Source organism: Bacillus sp. S2(2024), from assembly GCF_050474045.1.
Classification (GTDB): Bacteria; Bacillota; Bacilli; order Bacillales; family Bacillaceae_G; genus Bacillus_A; species Bacillus_A yunxiaonensis.
Genome location: NZ_JBFLUS010000003.1, coordinates 1,856,591 through 1,875,805 on the forward strand (window position 1 = coordinate 1,856,591; position 19,215 = coordinate 1,875,805).

A 19,215-nucleotide genomic window follows, 5' to 3' on the forward strand; every position below is an offset into this window, starting at 1 on the left:
GGTATCGATTTAAAATAAAACTTATTTTGTTTATGGAATTCAAGTTAGTTTATATAAATATACAATCTACTACTAAAGTTGTAAAAAATTTAGTCAATATGTAGCAAGCATCTATAATTGAAAAAATATAAAATGAATTTAAGAATCAAAATGTTAGAAGGGAGAGAGAAACCAATTGGATAGAGAAAATAATAAAAAACTTGTGGTAATCACTGGAGTAACGCAAGGTTTAGGTCGGTCATTAATTGACCGTTTTTTTGAACTAGGTTGGTTGATTGTTGGATGTGGCCGTTCCAAAAGCAAAATAGAACAAATTAGGAGTCAATTTGATAGCAAACATGACTTTCAATCTGTTGATGTTTCGGACGATAAGGCTGTTAGGGATTGGGGAGAATATATTCTTCAGCGATACGGCGCACCAGATTTACTTATCAATAATGCTTCCATCGTTAATAAAAATGCAACGCTTTGGACTATTTCTTCAGAAGAATTTGCAAATGTTATGAATATCAATGTGAATGGAGTAGTCAATGTGATACGGTCATTTGTTCCAGCTATGATTCATAATAAACGAGGTGTCATAATCAACATTAGCTCTAGTTGGGGAAGGTCCGGCGAAGCTAAACTTGCACCTTACTGTGCTTCCAAGTTTGCTATAGAGGGTTTGACTCAATCAATGGCATTAGAATTACCAAAAGAAATGGCAGTAGTTTCAATGGATCCAGGTGGTAGCATCAATACTCCGATGCTGCATTTGTGTGCATCAGAATATGTATCAAATTCTCCAACACCTGAAGCTTGGTCACATGTCGCTGTACCATATATACTTAGTATTACATCCAAAGACAATGGAAAATCACTTACTTGTCCAAAGGTTTTCTAAAGTATCATATTTGATAGATACGAATATACACTTTGGTTTGGTGGTGAAATTTTGTAAAAGGGGGTTCCATGTAAAATGGGAGACTGCTGCAGTGCTTCGAAAAATGCAACTAACGATGTTGTTTGTCCTTTATCCAAAACGAAAGGAATACAAGTTAAATTGATTACCTTAAAAAGCTTGCTGGATGCTAATGCCTTGGCTTGATTGGAGTCAGATAAAACATACTATTTTTGTTCAGAGCAAGAATGTGACGTAGTGTACTTTAATAAAGAACAGCAAGTATTTATTAAAAACGATCTTAAGGTTCCTGTTTTTCAAAAAGATATAGAGGAAGATGTGCCTATTTGTTACTGTTTTAATATATTTCCGAAAGGAGTCCCCATCTACAAGCGCGTAACAGGCAGTGAAGTGCACCCCAATTGTTAGACACAGTCTAACAATTGGGGTGCTTTTTATATGCAGAAATTCTCTGAGTCAGAAAAATTAGCTGCTGTTCAGCGTTATGTAGATGGAAACGAATCATGTAAGGCGATTGCCAAGACAATGGGCATGGATAAAAGTGATTTACTACTTTTGATTAAACGATATGAATATCATGGAGTAAAAGCTTTTATAAAAAGCTATACAACGTATTCTATGCAGTATAAACTAGACGTACTGAATTACATGAGCGAACATGGGACGTCGATCCGAGAAACAACTGCGATTTTCAACCTTTCTACAACGAAGATGATTCGAACTTGGAAAAAACAGTTTGAATCTGGTGGAATTGACGCCCTAGAACCAAAAGAAAAGGGGCGTCTATCTATGAAAAAAGGAACAAATAAACAAGCGAAAAAAACAGCACCAGCTGAAGGATCTTTTGAGGCACTACAAGCCGAATTAGAGCGTTTAGTATGGAGAATGCGTATTTAAAAAAGTTGAATGCCCTAGTTCAAAACAAGGAAAAATCACAAAACAAGACAAAGCACAAGTAGTCTATGAACTAAGGACTGAATTCCCGGTGAAAGCACTCCTACAACTCGCAGATATCCCACGTAGCACGTACTATTACTGGGTGAAAAACGCTGAGAAACCAGACCAAGATGCGGAACTGAAAACCTTAATTCAATCGATTTATGATGAGCATGAAGGGCGTTATGGATACCGCCGTATTCGAGATGAACTCGGAAATCGAGGCCAACGAGTAAACCATAAAAAGGTGCAACGGATTATGAAGGAATTGGGTTTAAAATGTCTGGTGCGTATGAAGAAATACCGTTCGTACAAAGGTACAGTCGGCAAGATTGCATCAAATGTCTTAGATCGAAATTTCAAGGCAGAAAAACCAAATGAAAAATGGGTAACGGATATTACGGAGTTTAAATTATTTGGTGAAAAGCTATATTTATTACCAATTTTAGATTTGTATAATGGTAAAATTATTACGTACACAATTGGTTCAAGGCCAACCTATTCACTTGTATGAGAGATGTTAGAACAATCGTTTGAGCGACTTTCAGAAGATGACGAGCTTCTTATCCATTCAGATCAAGGTTGGCACTATCAAATGAAAGAATATAGATATGCGCTAAAAGAGCGTGGCATTAAGCAAAGTATGTCGCGTAAAGGCAATTGTTACGACAACGCTGTCATGGAAAATTTCTTTGGCATTATGAAATCTGAATTTCTATATTTGAAGGAATTTGAAAGTGTAGAACAATTTAAGAAAGAACTAGCGAACTATATAGATTACTACAATCACAAACGAATTAAGGCGAAATTAAAAGGTCTGAGTCTAGTGCGATACCGAATTCAGACCTTAACCGCCGCATAACGAAATAACCTGTCTAACTTTACGGGGTCACTTCACAGTAACCTAGCGGTAAGGTGGGGATGAATTTTGGTTAGGCGCAGCCTAACTCACTTGTAAAAACAACCAATTATTATTATGTTGGATACATTCTAAGTCCGATATTCTCACTTGCTTATAGGATTTAGTCGGATTTTGTATATAGTGTCCATCGATATCTTGTACGTATACCATTTTCCCTGTAAACCCCGTTACGAATCCTATTTGTCCAAATCCTTTCACCTTATCACCTAAATAGATTTCATCTACATGTGATGTATTTTTCTTATTTGGATTTGCATTTGTATTTTTCGTTTTCCTTCCTTTTCTTGCAGTCGCTTCATGGAGAGAACGCTTTTTCTTTCTAAATTGCTTGATGCGAAATTCACCACTTGAGTCATATTCTTGTAACCGTTTTGGATTTGTAATCGCAATGGCATCATTTACATGTGTTTTTGGTAAACGCAACTTTTTTCGTATCGGTGTTGTGTAACTGCCATACGTAATCTCACAATCTAAACGTCTCATGATTTGCAAACGAAGTATATTCATAAAGGCTGCTTCTTTATATTGTTTCGGCTTTTGGAAACTATGTTTGATCTTACCTTGATGTAACTTTTCATGACATTCTTCATGTACCGTTACAAGGTTATCTGCCATATCAGAGCCACCGTTGCATCGTTCGATGATATGATGCGTATGCAAGATATCACCTTTTTTCTTGCAAATTTGACACGTATAGTTATCTCTCGCAAATACGTAATATCTTATATTCCAAAAGCCAAAGGCATCTCCTTGTTGATATTCGATTCCTTGTATGTCAGGTTTTTTTAGTTTTTGCACATCAAATTTTCCTACTTCGACAATGACTTTTGGAGATGGTAAGAGGAATTTAAATTTCTCTATCCAATGAATGACATTGTCGATTCGACTTTGAATGGATGGCGGGAGCCAGCCTTCTTTCTTTTTTCGGTTCAGAAAACGTGTTTTTCGGTAGCGGGTTTTACGTTGTCTTCGACTTCTACGTAGTGTAGCTCTGAGGGTTAGATTCTCTTTGACATCTTGACGTAACGCAATGGTTCCTTTTGCAAGTACTTTTTCTTCTGTGGTAATTGCAACGCCTACATACTTTGCGCCACTGTCAATGCCGATTGTAATAGGTTGTGCTGTTTCTCCAGTAGTGTATTGGAGTTGAATGGTAAATGGTGTGTATCCTACAATCTTTGCTTTTCCTTGTTTGAGAAGAATCCGTGCCTTACGAGGACTGCAAGGCATGAGTGGTTCTCCTCGTAAATTCTTGACAAATACACGCATGTTTTGTCCCTCCTAAGAGTTTGTTTCCCTTCGCCAATGTTTGTAGGTGTTGGCAACTTCTCGTGCAAGAAGGCTTGTGGTTGACCGTTCCTTCCCAATCAGAATTGTTACAGAGCCACCATAGAGCCAAGAACTAGGGAATCATTCTTGGGTATCAACCTACGAACGGAGTCTATAAAAGACTAAGGCTAGACAACCAGGGCTTTTTGCAAGCCCCCACTTCAAAACGCGTTAGCGTTTAAGTGCTGGGTAGTTGACTTGGACACGAGCACGCATTCATGAAGAAATAAAACAAACGGGAAAAAGCCAAGCGATACAAGAGATATCAATGCATATAAAAGCAAATTGTTGTGGATGCGAGGTAAATAATCCTCAAGGTTCTTGTTGTTTAGGAAACATATCTGCGTTTATAAGGCAAATGGAAAAATAATATATTAACTTCCGCTAACATCAGTTATGTGAACGAAGCAAAAAAATACGTAGCAGTTATCTAACTCAACTCTAGCTATTGTTGTTTATTCGGGATCAATAAGGCTAACAGCTCTAATTTTCATGTCGGGCTGTTGAGCTAATATTTGTTGTTTTGCTTCTTCTATATCACTCGTTTGTATTTTTCTGTAATACACAATTCCTTTAGGACATTGATATTCAACATTATAGTCTTTCTGTTTAGAGTCCATTTTTATTCCTCCTTAACATGATGTGAATTTTTAAGGGATTATCTCTTTTTGATGTTTTAGGAATATTTGTTGAAAATCTCCTCTTATAATATTTTTACTTATGAAAAGGTCAAAATAAACATTATTTCTTTGATCCACTCATTGCATACAAATAAAAAATATAATCAGTTGAAATCCCTGTAAAACCTAACTGTCTTAACATAGCTGTTATATTTCCGCGATGATATGTTCCATGATTCACAACATGCTGTATCAATTCAAAAACAGTCGTTTCTAGCCGTCCAAAATGAGGGTGTTCAGGAGAAACGGCTGTATCTAAGTTTTCTTGACGAGCGAAAAATGTTTGATAGTCTTTGGAAGAATTTAAAAATAACTGTTCCATTTCTTCCATGCTTGTTCCTTTTATTTTTTCTGAAAGATGTATTGCTGATGTCTTCACTTCATCAAAAGGTTTGCCTAATAAAGTACCTAACCAAATTGTATCAGTAATATACATATGCACAAATGTTTGTGAAATAGAGGGAAATACACTTTGTACCTCTGTAGACCAAATATCTTTTGGCAATGTTTTTAAGTGTGCAAATATTCTTCTGTTTGCCCATACATGATAATCATACGCTTGTAATGCTGGATGTTTCATTAAGAATTCCTCCGATTTCATTTGATTTCACGTTATAAAGGGATTGCTTACTTTATCCCGCTACTTTAGGGCAGTAAGACTCCCACCTCAAGGTTCTGAGAAAACAAAGAAGATAGATGGGAGATAACTGCTGGCATGCGTCCGATTGGTGAGAGCTTTCCATCAGTGGGGGATGAAGAAAACCCCCACTGATGGAAGTTTCACTTTATATATACAACCAATGTTCATGATTTTCCTGTTAGAAACTATAAAAAGCAGTTTATTAAAAGGGAAGAGGGTTTTTTACTTTGTCCTGCATAGTTTCTAAGATCTAAGCAAAAAGTAACGTTGGAGGTGAGCAAAGTGGGTCGAAAAACGAAACAGGATCCTTCCAGAACAGGCCTTGGTTCTTCACAAGTTGAAGGGCAAGGAACTACTACGCAAGAAACAGGTTCCATGAAAGTACCTTCATCAAATAAGAGACAAAAACGTAGTTAATCATAATTTTTCATGAATTTACTGTGAAACGTAGTAAAGTGAAAAAGCCATTGGAATTATGTTTACGAATTCCAATGGCTTTTTTAGATGTTAAAATTAGCGCTCCGTTAGTTGAGTTGTAAAATTTCGGAAATTGACTTGTTTGTAGAAGTTAAAAAGACTGGGCAAGACGGAATCCAAGGTCGTCTATAAAAAATGACGGATGGCTACGACGACGACACGAAGCTCCACACCCTCTGGCCTCCTCAGCCCAGCTGCCTCCTCGAAAAATTCGGTAGGAGCCGTACACTTGTTCATCATATAAATCCCAACACCATTCCCACACATTACCTAACATATCATACAGACCCCAAGCATTCGGTTCCTTTTTTCCTACTTCATGGATTGCGCCGCCTGAATTTTCATTATACCAGGAAATTTTATCAAGCTCTCCGTATCTATAACCAGTGGTCCCTGCTTTACATGCATATTGCCACTCTGCTTCTGAAGGAAGTCGATAGCCGTCTGATTCCCAATCACAAATTATGTTTTCACCAACATTACTTATAGAATAACACTCTTTCAATCCAGCTTTCTGTGAAAGTAGATTACAAAATGAAATTGCATCATTCCAAGAAATATTCACAACCGGTTTTAGCTCTCCGTCAAAAGAATTAGGCGATTTATTTGTAATAGCATAGTATAGATCCATAGTTACAGGATACCGGGCAAGACGAAACGGCCTTATTTCAGCTTTCCATTTACTTTTTATTCTATCGTCTCTTAATTCTATTTCTCCCTCTGGAATTTTTACCATCGGATAGTCAAGGTAACTCTTTACTTCATTTGACACTCTACCTTCCTCCTAATGATCTTGGTTTTACAAATTTTACCTCGTGCAGAACCATTAAATCAATATAAAAATTACGTTGTTTTTTGCAGGTAACTGTCCGTTATCCACTCATACTGTTTTTATGGCTAAGGGAGGAAGGGCGTGTTTCTTTATATATATAAATTTTATTATGGGAAATAATAAGAAATTAATAGGAAACAGTGTTTATAACTAACAACAAAAAGAATAGTTTGACATAGATTAACATTAGTTTAAAATAAAAGTGAGTACTCACTCATAAATATGAAGAGGAGGAAAGTATATGTCTCCAACAAATGAGGCAGTATTGCTTAAAGGTGTTTCCAAGTACTTTGGAAAGAAACAAGTGATTCAAGATATTTCATTTTCTGTCGGAGAAGCTGAAATTTTTGGTTTAGTCGGCCCTTCTGGTTCGGGAAAGACGACACTTATTAAAATGATTGCTGGTATTAGCGAAGCAACGGCAGGAGAAGTAACTGCACTGCAAACGGTTATGCCAAATTTGGATGGAATGAAACAAATTGGGTATATGGCACAAGCTGATGCATTGTATGATGAACTATCTGCTTATGAAAATGCTGATTTTATTGCGACAATGTACGGATTAAAAGGAAAGCAAAAGAAGGAGCGCATTTCTGAAGTTTTTGAGCTTGTTCAGTTATCCGAGGATGCAAAAAAGCAAGTACAGCATTTTTCAGGTGGAATGAAGAAACGTTTATCACTTGCTATGTCACTGTTGCATGAACCTAAGCTTCTTATTTTAGATGAACCGACTGTTGGAATTGATCCTGTTCTTCGAAAATCAATTTGGGATAAGTTTTATGAGCTGAAAAAACAAGGAACGACAATTATTGTTACAACGCACATTATGGATGAAGCAGAGTTTTGTGAACGGCTTGGTTTAATTCGTGAAGGAAAGTTAATCGCAATGGGTTCCCCAGTTGAATTAAAAGAGCGAACAACATCTGGACGTATTGAGGATGTCTTTTTACTGGAAGGAGCGGTGGAGTGATGAGAGTATTTGGAGTTGTTATCCGCATTATTCGTCAGTTTTTCCGAGATAAAAGGTCGCTTGCGCTTATGTTTGGAGCACCGATGCTGCTTCTTTGGCTTCTTTCACTTGTATTCACACAAAAAGATTACAAGCCTCATATTGCTTTAGTTGATGTACCAGCACCAATTGTAGAATCAATGAAAAAGCAAGATGCTTCTTTTTATGAGTATGATAAGGAAAAAGCACGTAGTGAATTAGAACATCAAGCAATTGATGCGATAGTTACTGTAGATTATGGCAAGATGAAAATAACGTTAGAAGGTAGCGATTCATCGAAAAATCGTGCTGTCATGCAAGTTTTGCAAAAAAGTTTGGAGAAAAAAGAACCGACGACTATGAATCCTGATGTTTCTTATTTACATGGATCAGCTGATTTTACAATGTTTGATGGATTAGGTCCGGTATTAATTGGTTTCTTTACATTTTTCTTTGTCTTTATTTTATCAGGGGTTTCATTCGTTCGAGAACGTTTAAGCGGGACTTTGGAACGATTATTATCGACCCCAATTCGACGCTGGGAAATTGTTGCGGGTTATATCATTGGATTCGGTATCTTTGCGTTTTTACAATCCGTACTCATTGTTAGTTTCTCTGTGTATATTCTTGATTTATATGTTGCAGGTTCACCTTGGCTCACGTTACTTATTACATGTATGCTTTCATTAACAGCACTAACACTTGGAACATTTTTATCAGCGTATGCAAACAATGAATTTCAAATGATTCAATTTATTCCATTGGTCATTGTGCCGCAAATTTTCTTTTCGGGTTTATTTCCGATTGAGTCTATGAATAAGTGGTTACAACTTCTTGGAAAGCTATTTCCATTAACATACGGTGCAGATGCGATGCGGCAAGTTATGATTCGAAATCAAGGGTTTAGCGAAATTGCTGCCGATCTTGGAGTCTTATTATTATTTGCGCTTGTGTTTACAGTAGGTAACGTATTTGCTTTGAAGAAGCATAGAAGAATATAATGGAAATAAAAAAGGAGCTTATCATGAAAGAGGATTGGTTAGAGGAATTAATTGCCGCCACTGGGACGGATAAGCGCAATGAACGGCAAATGCGCATTTTAGAAGCGGCAGTGGATATGTTTAGTGAAAAGGGATATTCGGCAACTTCAACGAGTGAAATTGCGAAGCGTGCAGGTGTAGCGGAAGGAACGATCTTCCGCTACTATAAAACGAAAAAAGATTTATTGTTTGCCGTTGTGATGCCGACTTTGACGAAATTTGCTGCACCGTTTTTTGTGCAAACTTTTGCGAAAGAAATATTTGAAAATACGTATGATTCATATGAGAATTTTTTACGTACTGTCATTCGGAATCGTTTTGAATTTGCAAGAAAACACTTTCCAATGCTGAAAATTTTAATTCAAGAAGTACCGTTTCACCCTGAATTGAAAGATGAAATTCAGCAGTTATTAGCAAAAGAAATTTACTCTCGTTTTGAAAAAATAGTTCATCATTTTCAGGAGCAAGGACAAATCATTGAACTTCCAACACCAGCAGTATTACGGTTTACCTTATCACCTGTTATTGGTTTGATTTTAACTCGCTTTTTATTACTACCAGAAGAAAAGTGGGATGATGAGGCTGAGATTGAATCTACGGTTCAATTCATTTTATACGGGCTAACACCTCGGAGGTAAGCATATGAGGCAATTCGCAAAACCAACAGTTGTCGTAAGTAAATGTTTAGAATTTGAAGCATGTCGTTATAACGGTGACAAGATTTCTGATACAACAGTACAGAATTTACAGCCATATGTAGAATTCATTCCCATTTGTCCAGAGGTAGAAATTGGCCTCGGTGTTCCAAGGGAAACCATTCGTATTGTCGAACAAGATGGGACGCAAAAATTAGTTCAGCCATCAACAGGTGCCGATTTAACGGATAAAATGCAGCAGTTTTCAGATGTATTTTTATCTTCTCTACCGGATATAGATGGTTTTATTTTGAAAAATAGGTCTCCAAGTTGCGGAACTCGTGATGTGAAAATATATGCTGGGGTAGGAAAAGCACCAACAAAAGGAAAGGGTGCGGGTTTATTTGGCAGTGCAGTATTAGCTACCTTTTCACATTTAGCAATTGAGGAAGAAGGAAGATTGTCGAATTTCATCATTCGTGAACATTTCTTTACGCAGTTATTTACGATTGCTCATTTTAAAACATTAAAAAAGAAGAAAAGCATGAAGGCCTTAGTTGAATTTCAATCCGATTATAAATACTTATTCATGGCGTACAATCAAACGAAGCAAAAAGAATTAGGGCGTATCATTGCTAATCAGGCAAAATGTCCGATTGATGAAGTATTTGCAAATTATGAAAAAACATTGTATGAGTTGTTAAAGCGTACACCGCGTTATACATCAAATATAAACGTATGTCAGCATATTTTTGGCTATTTTAAAAATAAATTGAAGAAAGAAGAGAAGGCTCATTTTCTTTCTTTACTTAGTAAGTATGCAGAAAAGAAAATACCATTAAGTAGTATTCTCACTATTTTAAAATCGTGGGCACTTCGGTTTGAAGAAACATATTTACTAAAACAAACATATTTTGAACCATATCCGGAAGTTTTAGTGGATATCACAGATTCTGGAAAAGGTAGAGATTATTAAACAAAAAACTACATAATTCGACCTTTTAATTCCTATGTTGTTGTAGAACAATGTAGGAATTTTTTTGTGCATTAGTACAGATTCTGTTTTACAATTGAATTATGACAGAATTATAGCAATTATCTCACTACTGTTTATTCTTTTTTCGATGCAACATTTGTACTATATATGCGCACGCTGTCGAAATAGCGAATTCGATTAGGGGTGTGACAAATGGAATTTACTCTTACTAGAGAAAAACAAATGATCAAAGAAATGGTACGCGACTTTGCTGAAAAGGAAATTGCTCCAAAAGCGGTGTATTACGACAAAACGGCAGAATTCCCATATGAAACGTTTCAAAAGATGGGCGAACTTGGTTTGTTAGGAATCCCATTCCCTGAAGAATACGGTGGTTCTGGCGGCGATACGTTATCGTATGCATTAGCAGTTGAAGAAATTGGCCGTGCTTGCGGTGGTACAGGATTAAGTTATGCTGCAACAATCTCACTGGGCGCATCTCCTATTTATTATTTTGGTACAGAAGAACAAAAACAAAAATATTTAGTTCCAATGGCATCTGGTAAAACACTTGGTGCATTTGGATTAACAGAGCCAAACGCTGGATCTGATGCTGGTGGTACACAAACGAAAGCGATATTAGATGGTGAGGAATATGTAATTAGCGGCGAGAAGTGCTGGATTACAAATGCTGAGTATGCAAATACGATTATTGTAACCGCTGTCAACGGCGTTGAGGAAAGCGGTAAGAAACGCATTTCTGCTTTTATCGTACCGACAAATAGCGAAGGATTAACAATTTCTAGTCCGTACGACAAAATGGGCGTTCGTGCTTCAAATACATGTGAAATTGTTTTAGATGGCGTTCGTGTACCAAAGGAAAATATCCTTGGGGATGTAAATAAAGGCTTTAAACAATTTTTATATACGTTAGATGGCGGCCGTATTTCTATCGCTTCATTAGCAGTAGGGATTGCTCAATCTGCATTTGAGCGTGCATTGCAATACGCAAAGGAGCGTAAGCAATTTGGTCGTTCTCTATCAAACTTCCAAGCAATTCAATTTAAATTGGCAGATATGGCAACAGAAATTGAATTAGCACGCAATATGGTACATAAAGCTGCTTGGTTAAAAGATAATGATAAGCCATTTGGAAAAGAAGCTGCGATGGCAAAGCTTTTTGCATCTGAAACAGCAAGTCGTGTATCAAATCAAGCGGTTCAAATTCATGGTGGTTATGGATACATGCGTGAGTATGAAGTAGAGCGTCATATTCGTGATGCAAAGTTACTAGAAATTGGTGAAGGTACTTCTGAAATTCAACGTCTCGTTATTTCAAGACATTTAGGATGTCGTTAATAGGAGGGTTCACTATGTTTCAAAAAATATTAATTGCTAACCGTGGTGAAATTGCTGTTCGTATTATAAAAACGTGTCAAAAACTTGGGATTCGTACAGTTGCGATATATTCAGAGGCTGATGAGTTTGCACTTCATGTGAAAATGGCAAATGAAGCATACCTTGTTGGTGGTCCACGCGTCCAAGAAAGTTATTTAAATCTCGAAAAGATCATTGAAATTGCAAAAGAAACAAATGTGGAGGCAATTCATCCAGGTTATGGATTGCTATCAGAAAATCCAACATTTGCAGCACGCTGCGAAGAAGAAGGAATTGTCTTTATTGGTCCTTCTAAAGATGTTATTGCGAAGATGGGAAGTAAAATTGAGTCCCGTAAAGCAATGCTAGAAGCTGAAGTTCCAATTGTACCTGGTATTTCAACTAGCATTCCAACAGTTGAAGAAGCGAAAGAAATTGCAAGTCAAATTGGTTATCCACTTATGTTAAAAGCATCCGCTGGCGGCGGAGGTATTGGTATGCAAGTGATTGAAACTGAACAAGCGCTCACTCAAGCATTTGAAAGTAATCAAACGCGTGCAAAAAATTTCTTCGGAAACGGAGAAATGTATATGGAACGATTGATTACAAATGCGCATCATATTGAGATTCAAGTACTTGCTGATAAACAGGGGAATACAGTGTATTTGTGGGAACGTGAATGCTCTGTGCAGCGCCGTAATCAAAAAGTAATCGAAGAAGCGCCATCTCCATTTTTAGATGAAGAAACGCGCAAGGCGATGGGAGAAGTTGCGGTAAAAGCTGCGAAAGCACTTGGATATGCGAATGCAGGGACAATTGAATTTCTTGTGGATGATGAGAAAAATTTCTATTTCTTAGAAATGAATACGAGATTACAAGTAGAGCATCCAGTAACAGAAGAAATTACAGGTCTTGATTTAGTCGAGCAACAACTTCGCATCGCATCAGGCGAAACGCTTTCGTTTACGCAGGACGAAGTAAAGCGTAGTGGTCATGCCATTGAAGCTCGTATTTATGCGGAAGATCCAAAAACATTTTTCCCATCACCGGGGAAAATCAAGTCTCTTTCTCTTCCGACATCAGTTCGCGTCGATCATTTCTTAGAAGATGGTGTAACAATTACACCGTTTTATGATCCGATGATTGCAAAAATAATTGCACATGGTGAAACGCGTGAAGATGCAATTCAAAAACTGCAAGTAGCATTAGAAGAATTGAAAGTGGAAGGTATTAAAACAAATACGCCAATGCTTCTGCAAGTGTTAGAAGATGAAGTATTTCAAAGTGGTATTTACACAACAAGCTTTGTCACGAAACAGCTTGTGAAAAAATAAAGGTTACGAAATTTAAAGGAGGAAATAATGATGACAAAAGTGTATGCATCGATGGCAGGAAACGTTTGGAAAATTGTAGTGGGTGTAGGAGATACAGTAGAGGAAGATCAGGATGTCGTCATTTTAGAATCTATGAAAATGGAAATTCCAATCGCTGCAGAAGAATCTGGAACAGTTATGAAGATTCTTGTGCAAGAAGGCGATTTTGTTAATGAGGGAGATGTATTAGTAGAAATTGAATAATTAGAAACGGGGTGTAATCGATTGAAACTACCTTCTTTTGCTTCTATTAAAGAAGTTGGACCGCGTGATGGTTTGCAAAATGAAAAGAAAATTGTTGGCTCAAAAGATAAAGTGAAATGGATTCATATGTTGGCAGACGCAGGTCTTTCTTATATTGAAGTTTCATCTTTCGTTCACCCTAAATGGATTCCGGCTTTAGCAGATGCACAAGATGTGTTTACAATGCTTGAGCGGAAACCACATGTTACATATGCAGCTCTCGTTCCAAATCAAAATGGTTTGGAACGGGCGCTTTTGCAAGATGTAGATGAGGTGAACGTTTTTTTATCTGCCAGTGAAACGCATAATAAGAATAATATTAATAAATCAATTGATGAAGCACTTTCTGTTATTGAAGATATAACGAAACAATCGCTATTTGCTGGGAAAACGGTACGTGGTTACGTATCTACTGTGTTTGGTTGTCCGTATGAGGGTGAAATAAGCGTTCATGCCGTTGATGAACTTTGTAACAAATTGTTTTCGTACGGTATTTATGAAGTATCGCTTGGAGATACGATTGGGGTGGCAAATCCAGCACAAGTGGAAAGTGTGCTAGAGCATTTGCTCAAAAAATATGATTCTTCTAAATTTGCAATGCACTTTCATAATACGTACGGCATGGCACTTGCCAATGTTGTAAAGTCATTAGAATGTGGTATCACAACTTTTGACAGCTCATGCGGTGGTCTTGGCGGATGTCCGTATGCACCAGGTGCGTCTGGAAATGTCGCAACAAATGATTTAGTTCACATGCTTCATAAAATGGGCGTGCAGACAAATGTAAATGAAGAAAAGTTATTACAGGCAACGAATTTTATTCAAAGCAAACTCGATATGCAGATTCCAAGCCATGTATACCGTGCTTTGCAACATAAAACAGTGAGTAGGTGATCCCATGTTACAGCTGCAAAATATTTCAGTTGAATACGTAACGCCTCATATTGTGAAAGTAACATTAAATCGTGAACGACAAGCAAATGCTTTATCACTTGCTCTTTTAGAAGAATTACAAGAGACACTTAGTCGTATTAACGAAGAAAATGATGTCCGTGTCGTAATGATTACGGGTGCAGGTGCAAAAGCATTTTGTGCAGGAGCAGATTTAAAAGAACGCGCGAATATGAACGAAGAACAAGTGCGGCATGCAGTTGGGATGATTCGTTCAACAATGGATATGGTAGAACAATTATCACAACCTGTTATTGCAGCCATAAATGGAATTGCGCTTGGCGGCGGTACAGAATTAAGTCTTGCTTGTGATATTCGCATCGCTTCTGAAACAGCAAGTCTTGGCTTAACAGAAACTTCGCTTGCGATTATTCCAGGAGCTGGTGGTACGCAGCGTCTTCCGCGTTTAATTGGAATTGGACGTGCAAAAGAATTAATTTATACGGCAAGGCGTATTTCAGCTGCAGAAGCACAGGAGTATGGACTTGTTGAACATGTAGTTCCTGCTGAAGAACTTGAAGAAAAAGCGATTGAAATTGCAAAACAAATTGCAAAGAACGGTCCAATTGCTGTTCGTCTTGCGAAAGAAGCAATTACAAACGGTATGCAAGTAGATTTACAGACTGGTTTACAAATGGAAAAGCAAGCGTATGAAGGAGTTATTCATACGAGAGATCGCTTAGAAGGATTACAAGCATTTCGCGAAAAACGGAAGCCGATTTATAAGGGGGAATAAACATGCTAGATCAAAAACAACAATCTCGTACATTAGAAGAACGCGTAGAAACGATAAAGCAAGGCGGTGCACCGAAATATCATGAGCAAAATACAGCAAAAGGAAAACTGTTTGTTCGTGATCGTTTAGCGCTTTTGTTTGATAACGGTGAGTACGTAGAAGATGCATTATTTGCGAACTGTGAACAAGAAGGCTTGCCTGCTGATGGAGTTGTTACTGCAACTGGTAAAGTAAATGGACGCACTGTTTGTGTAATGGCAAATGACTCTACTGTAAAGGCAGGATCATGGGGCTCACGAACAGTAGAAAAGATTTTACGTATTCAAGAAACAGCTGAAAAATTACGTGTACCGCTTTTTTATCTTGTGGACTCTGCTGGTGCACGTATTACTGACCAAGTTGAAATGTTCCCAGGAAGACGCGGCGCAGGGCGCATTTTCTATAACCAAGTAAAATTATCCGGAAAAGTACCGCAAATTTGTTTACTATTTGGTCCATCGGCTGCTGGTGGTGCATATATTCCTGCTTTCTGTGACGTTGTTATGATGGTTGAAGGAAATGCCTCCATGTATCTTGGTTCACCTCGTATGGCTGAGATGGTAATCGGTGAAAAAGTAACATTAGAAGAAATGGGCGGCGCACGTATGCATTGCTCTGTATCTGGTTGCGGAGATGTATTATGCAAAACAGAAGAAGATGCAATTTCAAAAGCGCGTCAATATATTTCTTACTTTCCAAGTAACTACTTAGAAAAAGCTCCAATGACAGCACCTCAAGAACCGAAAGAATTTGAAAAAACATTAGAACAAATTATCCCAGAAAATCAAAATGCACCTTTTAATATGCTTGATTTAATTAAACGTATTATTGATGAAGACTCTCTCTTTGAAGTGAAAAAATTATTTGCACAAGAACTTATCACTGGCCTTGCACGTATTAACGGTATGCCAGTTGGAATTATTGCGAACCAGCCTCGTATGAAAGGCGGCGTATTGTTCCACGATTCTGCTGATAAAGCAGCGAAATTTATTACATTATGCGATGCGTATCACATTCCGCTTTTATTCTTAGCTGATGTACCAGGCTTTATGATTGGTACAAAAGTAGAGCGTGCTGGTATTATCCGTCATGGTGCAAAAATGATTTCTGCTATGAGTGAAGCAACTGTGCCGAAAATTTCTATCGTTGTACGAAAAGCATACGGTGCTGGTTTATATGCGATGGCAGGTCCTGCATTTGAACCTGATTGCTGCCTTGCACTTCCGACAGCTTCAATTGCAGTAATGGGTCCAGAAGCAGCGGTAAACGCAGTATATGCAAATAAAATTGCAGCACTTCCAGAAGAAGAGCGTCCAAGCTTTATTGCTCAAAAACGTGAAGAGTACAAGCAAGATATTGATATTTATCGTCTTGCATCAGAAATGGTGATTGATGGTATTGTTCATCCGAATCAATTACGCGCGGAATTGAAGCAACGTTTTGAAATGTATATGAGTAAATATCAAGTATTTACGGATCGAAAACATCCAGTTTACCCAGTGTAAAGTGAAATTTTTCCCACGGAGGGTTAGTTGAACCAATCGGGCTTTTACTGCCCGTTAATGCGGGATAAATGGAGCTTCCATTAGTGGAAGTCTCTTACTTTCCATTACTGGTAAATAGATTGAATCAAGTTCGTAATAGGCAATGCTTTGTTTGCCTATGTGAGCAAGATAAATAGCCCTTTTGAAGGGCTTTCTTTTTCAAAAAATAAGGAGGGGAAAAATAGTGAAGCAAGCAGTTTGGTTTCCAACAGACGAATATAAAGCAAAAACACGCTTATATCAGTGGATGCAATCACTGGGCTATGATGATTATGAAACATTTTATAAAAAGTCTATCGAAGATACAGCATGGTTTTGGGGAGAAGCAGAGCGAGCGGTAGGCTACCAATGGATGCGTCCGTATACTGAAGTGTTAGATTTGGCAAACGGTATTCCATTTGCGCAGTGGTATGTGGATGGAACTTGTAATGTCGTAGAATCTGCACTGTCTCGCTGGATTGCAGAAGATGATACGAAAACACAAAAGGCTCTCATTTGGGAAGGAGAAAATGGAACATCAAAATCTTTTACATATGAAGAGTTAGATCATTGGGTAAGCCGCGTTGCAAATGGTCTAAAGCATTTAGGAATTGAAAAAGGGGATCGTGTAACAATTTACATGCCGATGATACCAGAAACAGTGGTTGCAATGTTAGCTGTGATGAAAATTGGTGCAATTATTTCTCCTATTTTTTCTGGGTTTGCTTCAGATGCGGTTATGACGCGTGTACAAGCAGCAGGATCAAAAATGATTATTACGGCAGACGGATTTGCACGCCGTGGTAAAACAGTTTCTTTAAAAGATGAAGTGGATAAAGCATGTGAGCATTGCCCAAGTGTTGAAAAAGTAGTGATTGTCCGTCATGCGGGGAACGAATTTGCATCGCATGATTATGATATTTCATGGAATGTTCTTGAAAAAGACAAGCCATTTACGCATGCAGAAGAGATGAAAAGCGATGACCCGCTTATGCTTATTTATACATCCGGTACAACAGGTAAGCCGAAAGGAACAGTGCATACGCATGCAGGATTTCCATTAAAAGCAGCATTTGATGCTAGTTTTGGTATGAATGTGAAGCAAGGTGATCGTGTACTATGGATTACTGATATGGGATGGATGATGGGGCCGTTTCTACTATTTGGTTCTCTTATTAACGGAGCAACAATGGTTATGTATGAAGGTGTGCCTGATTATCCAGAAGCAGATCGTCTATGGGAAATGGTTGATCGTTATAAAGTAACACACCTTGGTATTTCACCAACATTAATTCGTTCATTAATGGCAAAAGGTGATTCATGGGTAGAGGAGCATTCACTGCAAAGTTTAGAAGTAATTGGATCCACGGGAGAACCATGGAATCCAGATCCATGGATGTGGCTCTTTGAAACAGTTTGTAAGGGGAAAGTACCAATTTGTAACTATTCTGGTGGTACTGAAATTTCTGGCGGTATTTTTGGAAACGTCCTTATTAAACCGATTGCACCAATTAGTTTTAATGCATCGCTGCCAGGAATGGCCTCTGTTGTATTAGATGAAAATGGTGCACCAGTTCAAAATGAGGTCGGAGAATTATGTCTAGAAAAGCCGTGGGTTGGTATGACGAAAAGCTTCTGGGAAGAAGATGATCGTTATGTAAGCACATACTGGTCCCGTTTTGAAAACAAGTGGGTACATGGTGACTGGGTATTATATGATGGAGAACAATACATCATTACAGGTCGTTCGGACGATACGTTAAATATTGCAGGAAAACGTATTGGACCTGCGGAGTATGAATCGATTCTTGTAAAACATCATGATGTCGTGGAAGCTGGAGCAATTGGAGTTCCAGATGAAGTGAAAGGTGAAGTGTGTCATTGCTTTGTTGTGTTACGCGAGGGCACTTCGTTTACACCAGAACTGAAAAAAGAATTAATGAGTCTAGTAAACTCTCATATCGGGAAAGCATTGTGTCCGAAAGATATTCATGTTGTTGAAGATTTACCGAAAACACGTAACTCGAAAGTGATGCGCCGCGTTATTAAAGCCGCGTATTTAGGGAAAGAACTTGGAGATTTATCTTCGCTTGTGAATCCTGAGGTTGTAACTTATATTCAAGGGCTACAATCTCAAAAACAACTGTAATTTTAAAAAGCAAACTCCCTATATGAAGGAGTTTGCTTTTTAGTATGTGATTATTAGTTGTCAGTCTGAAACAAAGTTGATCTGTTTATAAAAAAGTCGCATTATTTTTTGTTTACTTAATATGAATTCACAAGAATATTTGACGGAGTTGAAGTCAATATTAAAATTGTTAAACAAAAAAAGGAGGTTATGATTATGAACAAACAACGTGCACAAGAAATTGCTGCTTCACCAGTTATGGCTAATGTAACGTATAACGGAGTGCAAATCTACATTCAAAATGTAGATGAAAATAATGAAACAGCTAGAATTTATCCTCTTAACCAACCAAATAATGAACAAGAGGTTCCTGTATCTAGCTTAACAGAGCATTAATTGCTTACATGTTTTCTTAATAAAAACAGCTGCTGGAAAAATCGCGATAGCTGCTGTAGCTTTAGAATAAAGTTTGATTGTTTATAAAAAAGA

At 37.7% G+C, this 19,215-nt stretch carries 19 protein-coding genes and 1 pseudogene; 16 read left to right on the top strand and 4 right to left on the bottom strand.

All coding sequences use genetic code 11. The features are described 5' to 3' along the window. Nucleotides 1-175: 175 nt before the first annotated feature. The 3 genes and pseudogenes from AB1284_RS09245 to AB1284_RS09255 all read left to right on the top strand — a co-directional run bounded on the left by AB1284_RS09245 (nucleotide 176) and on the right by AB1284_RS09255 (nucleotide 2,699). The gene (locus AB1284_RS09245) at nucleotides 176-883 is read left to right on the top strand and encodes an SDR family oxidoreductase (RefSeq protein ID WP_429749948.1); all 708 of its coding nucleotides are present in this window, start codon (nucleotides 176-178) and stop codon (nucleotides 881-883) included. A gap of 204 nt (nucleotides 884-1,087) precedes the next feature. Continuing rightward, complete coding sequence (locus tag AB1284_RS09250) at nucleotides 1,088-1,309, top strand: hypothetical protein (protein WP_429749946.1); 222 nt, start codon at nucleotides 1,088-1,090, stop codon at nucleotides 1,307-1,309. A 30-nt stretch (nucleotides 1,310-1,339) separates the two neighbouring features. After that, nucleotides 1,340-2,699: pseudogene (locus AB1284_RS09255) on the top strand (IS3 family transposase). An 81-nt stretch (nucleotides 2,700-2,780) separates the two neighbouring features. On the opposite strand, the gene iscB reads toward AB1284_RS09255, so the two are convergent. The 3 genes from iscB to AB1284_RS09270 all read right to left on the bottom strand — a co-directional run bounded on the left by iscB (nucleotide 2,781) and on the right by AB1284_RS09270 (nucleotide 5,348). Then, on the bottom strand, nucleotides 2,781-4,028 hold the full coding sequence (iscB, locus tag AB1284_RS09260) for an RNA-guided endonuclease IscB (RefSeq protein WP_429749945.1): 1,248 nt from the start codon (nucleotides 4,026-4,028) through the stop codon (nucleotides 2,781-2,783). A gap of 515 nt (nucleotides 4,029-4,543) precedes the next feature. Further along, nucleotides 4,544-4,708 (bottom strand): hypothetical protein, encoded by a 165-nt coding sequence (locus AB1284_RS09265; RefSeq protein ID WP_429749943.1) that lies wholly within the window; start codon nucleotides 4,706-4,708, stop codon nucleotides 4,544-4,546. Between the two features lie 121 nt (nucleotides 4,709-4,829). Continuing rightward, complete coding sequence (locus AB1284_RS09270) at nucleotides 4,830-5,348, bottom strand: DinB family protein (protein WP_429749941.1); 519 nt, start codon at nucleotides 5,346-5,348, stop codon at nucleotides 4,830-4,832. A 342-nt stretch (nucleotides 5,349-5,690) separates the two neighbouring features. On the opposite strand from AB1284_RS09270, the gene AB1284_RS09275 reads away from it, so the two are divergent. Next, complete coding sequence (locus AB1284_RS09275) at nucleotides 5,691-5,825, top strand: YuzL family protein (protein ID WP_429749940.1); 135 nt, start codon at nucleotides 5,691-5,693, stop codon at nucleotides 5,823-5,825. A 151-nt stretch (nucleotides 5,826-5,976) separates the two neighbouring features. Here the strand turns inward: AB1284_RS09275 and AB1284_RS09280 are convergent, their stop codons facing one another. Further along, nucleotides 5,977-6,621 (bottom strand): formylglycine-generating enzyme family protein, encoded by a 645-nt coding sequence (locus tag AB1284_RS09280; RefSeq protein ID WP_429754311.1) that lies wholly within the window; start codon nucleotides 6,619-6,621, stop codon nucleotides 5,977-5,979. A gap of 337 nt (nucleotides 6,622-6,958) precedes the next feature. On the opposite strand from AB1284_RS09280, the gene AB1284_RS09285 reads away from it, so the two are divergent. The 12 genes from AB1284_RS09285 (at nucleotide 6,959) to AB1284_RS09340 (ending at nucleotide 19,122) form a co-directional block, all read left to right on the top strand. Next, the gene (locus AB1284_RS09285) at nucleotides 6,959-7,687 is read left to right on the top strand and encodes an ABC transporter ATP-binding protein (protein ID WP_429749938.1); all 729 of its coding nucleotides are present in this window, start codon (nucleotides 6,959-6,961) and stop codon (nucleotides 7,685-7,687) included. After that, the gene (locus tag AB1284_RS09290) at nucleotides 7,687-8,706 is read left to right on the top strand and encodes an ABC transporter permease (protein WP_429749937.1); all 1,020 of its coding nucleotides are present in this window, start codon (nucleotides 7,687-7,689) and stop codon (nucleotides 8,704-8,706) included. The genes AB1284_RS09285 and AB1284_RS09290 overlap by 1 nt, the downstream gene beginning before the upstream one ends. Nucleotides 8,707-8,729: 23 nt before the next feature. Further along, nucleotides 8,730-9,383, top strand: a complete 654-nt coding sequence (locus tag AB1284_RS09295; protein ID WP_429749935.1) for a TetR/AcrR family transcriptional regulator — start codon at nucleotides 8,730-8,732, stop codon at nucleotides 9,381-9,383. Between the two features lie 4 nt (nucleotides 9,384-9,387). Then, nucleotides 9,388-10,356: a YbgA family protein gene (locus AB1284_RS09300; protein WP_429749933.1), complete on the top strand. Its 969-nt coding sequence runs from the start codon at nucleotides 9,388-9,390 to the stop codon at nucleotides 10,354-10,356. 213 nt (nucleotides 10,357-10,569) lie between these two features. Beyond that, nucleotides 10,570-11,715 (top strand): acyl-CoA dehydrogenase, encoded by a 1,146-nt coding sequence (locus AB1284_RS09305; protein WP_429749931.1) that lies wholly within the window; start codon nucleotides 10,570-10,572, stop codon nucleotides 11,713-11,715. Between the two features lie 14 nt (nucleotides 11,716-11,729). After that, a complete protein-coding gene (locus AB1284_RS09310; protein WP_429749930.1) occupies nucleotides 11,730-13,067 on the top strand; it encodes an acetyl-CoA carboxylase biotin carboxylase subunit in 1,338 nt (445 codons plus the stop codon). A 27-nt stretch (nucleotides 13,068-13,094) separates the two neighbouring features. Beyond that, nucleotides 13,095-13,310: an acetyl-CoA carboxylase biotin carboxyl carrier protein subunit gene (locus AB1284_RS09315; RefSeq protein ID WP_429749929.1), complete on the top strand. Its 216-nt coding sequence runs from the start codon at nucleotides 13,095-13,097 to the stop codon at nucleotides 13,308-13,310. 21 nt (nucleotides 13,311-13,331) lie between these two features. Continuing rightward, the gene (locus AB1284_RS09320) at nucleotides 13,332-14,243 is read left to right on the top strand and encodes a hydroxymethylglutaryl-CoA lyase (protein ID WP_429749928.1); all 912 of its coding nucleotides are present in this window, start codon (nucleotides 13,332-13,334) and stop codon (nucleotides 14,241-14,243) included. Nucleotides 14,244-14,247: 4 nt separating this feature from the next. Further along, on the top strand, nucleotides 14,248-15,036 hold the full coding sequence (locus AB1284_RS09325) for an enoyl-CoA hydratase (protein ID WP_429749927.1): 789 nt from the start codon (nucleotides 14,248-14,250) through the stop codon (nucleotides 15,034-15,036). Between the two features lie 2 nt (nucleotides 15,037-15,038). After that, nucleotides 15,039-16,580, top strand: coding sequence for an acyl-CoA carboxylase subunit beta (locus tag AB1284_RS09330; protein ID WP_336480563.1), 1,542 nt, complete (start codon nucleotides 15,039-15,041; stop codon nucleotides 16,578-16,580). Nucleotides 16,581-16,803: 223 nt separating this feature from the next. Continuing rightward, entirely contained in the window at nucleotides 16,804-18,747 is a 1,944-nt protein-coding gene (locus tag AB1284_RS09335; RefSeq protein ID WP_429749926.1) for an AMP-binding protein, read from the top strand. Nucleotides 18,748-18,942: 195 nt separating this feature from the next. After that, a complete protein-coding gene (locus AB1284_RS09340; protein WP_429749925.1) occupies nucleotides 18,943-19,122 on the top strand; it encodes a small acid-soluble spore protein H in 180 nt (59 codons plus the stop codon). Nucleotides 19,123-19,215 lie beyond the last annotated feature (93 nt).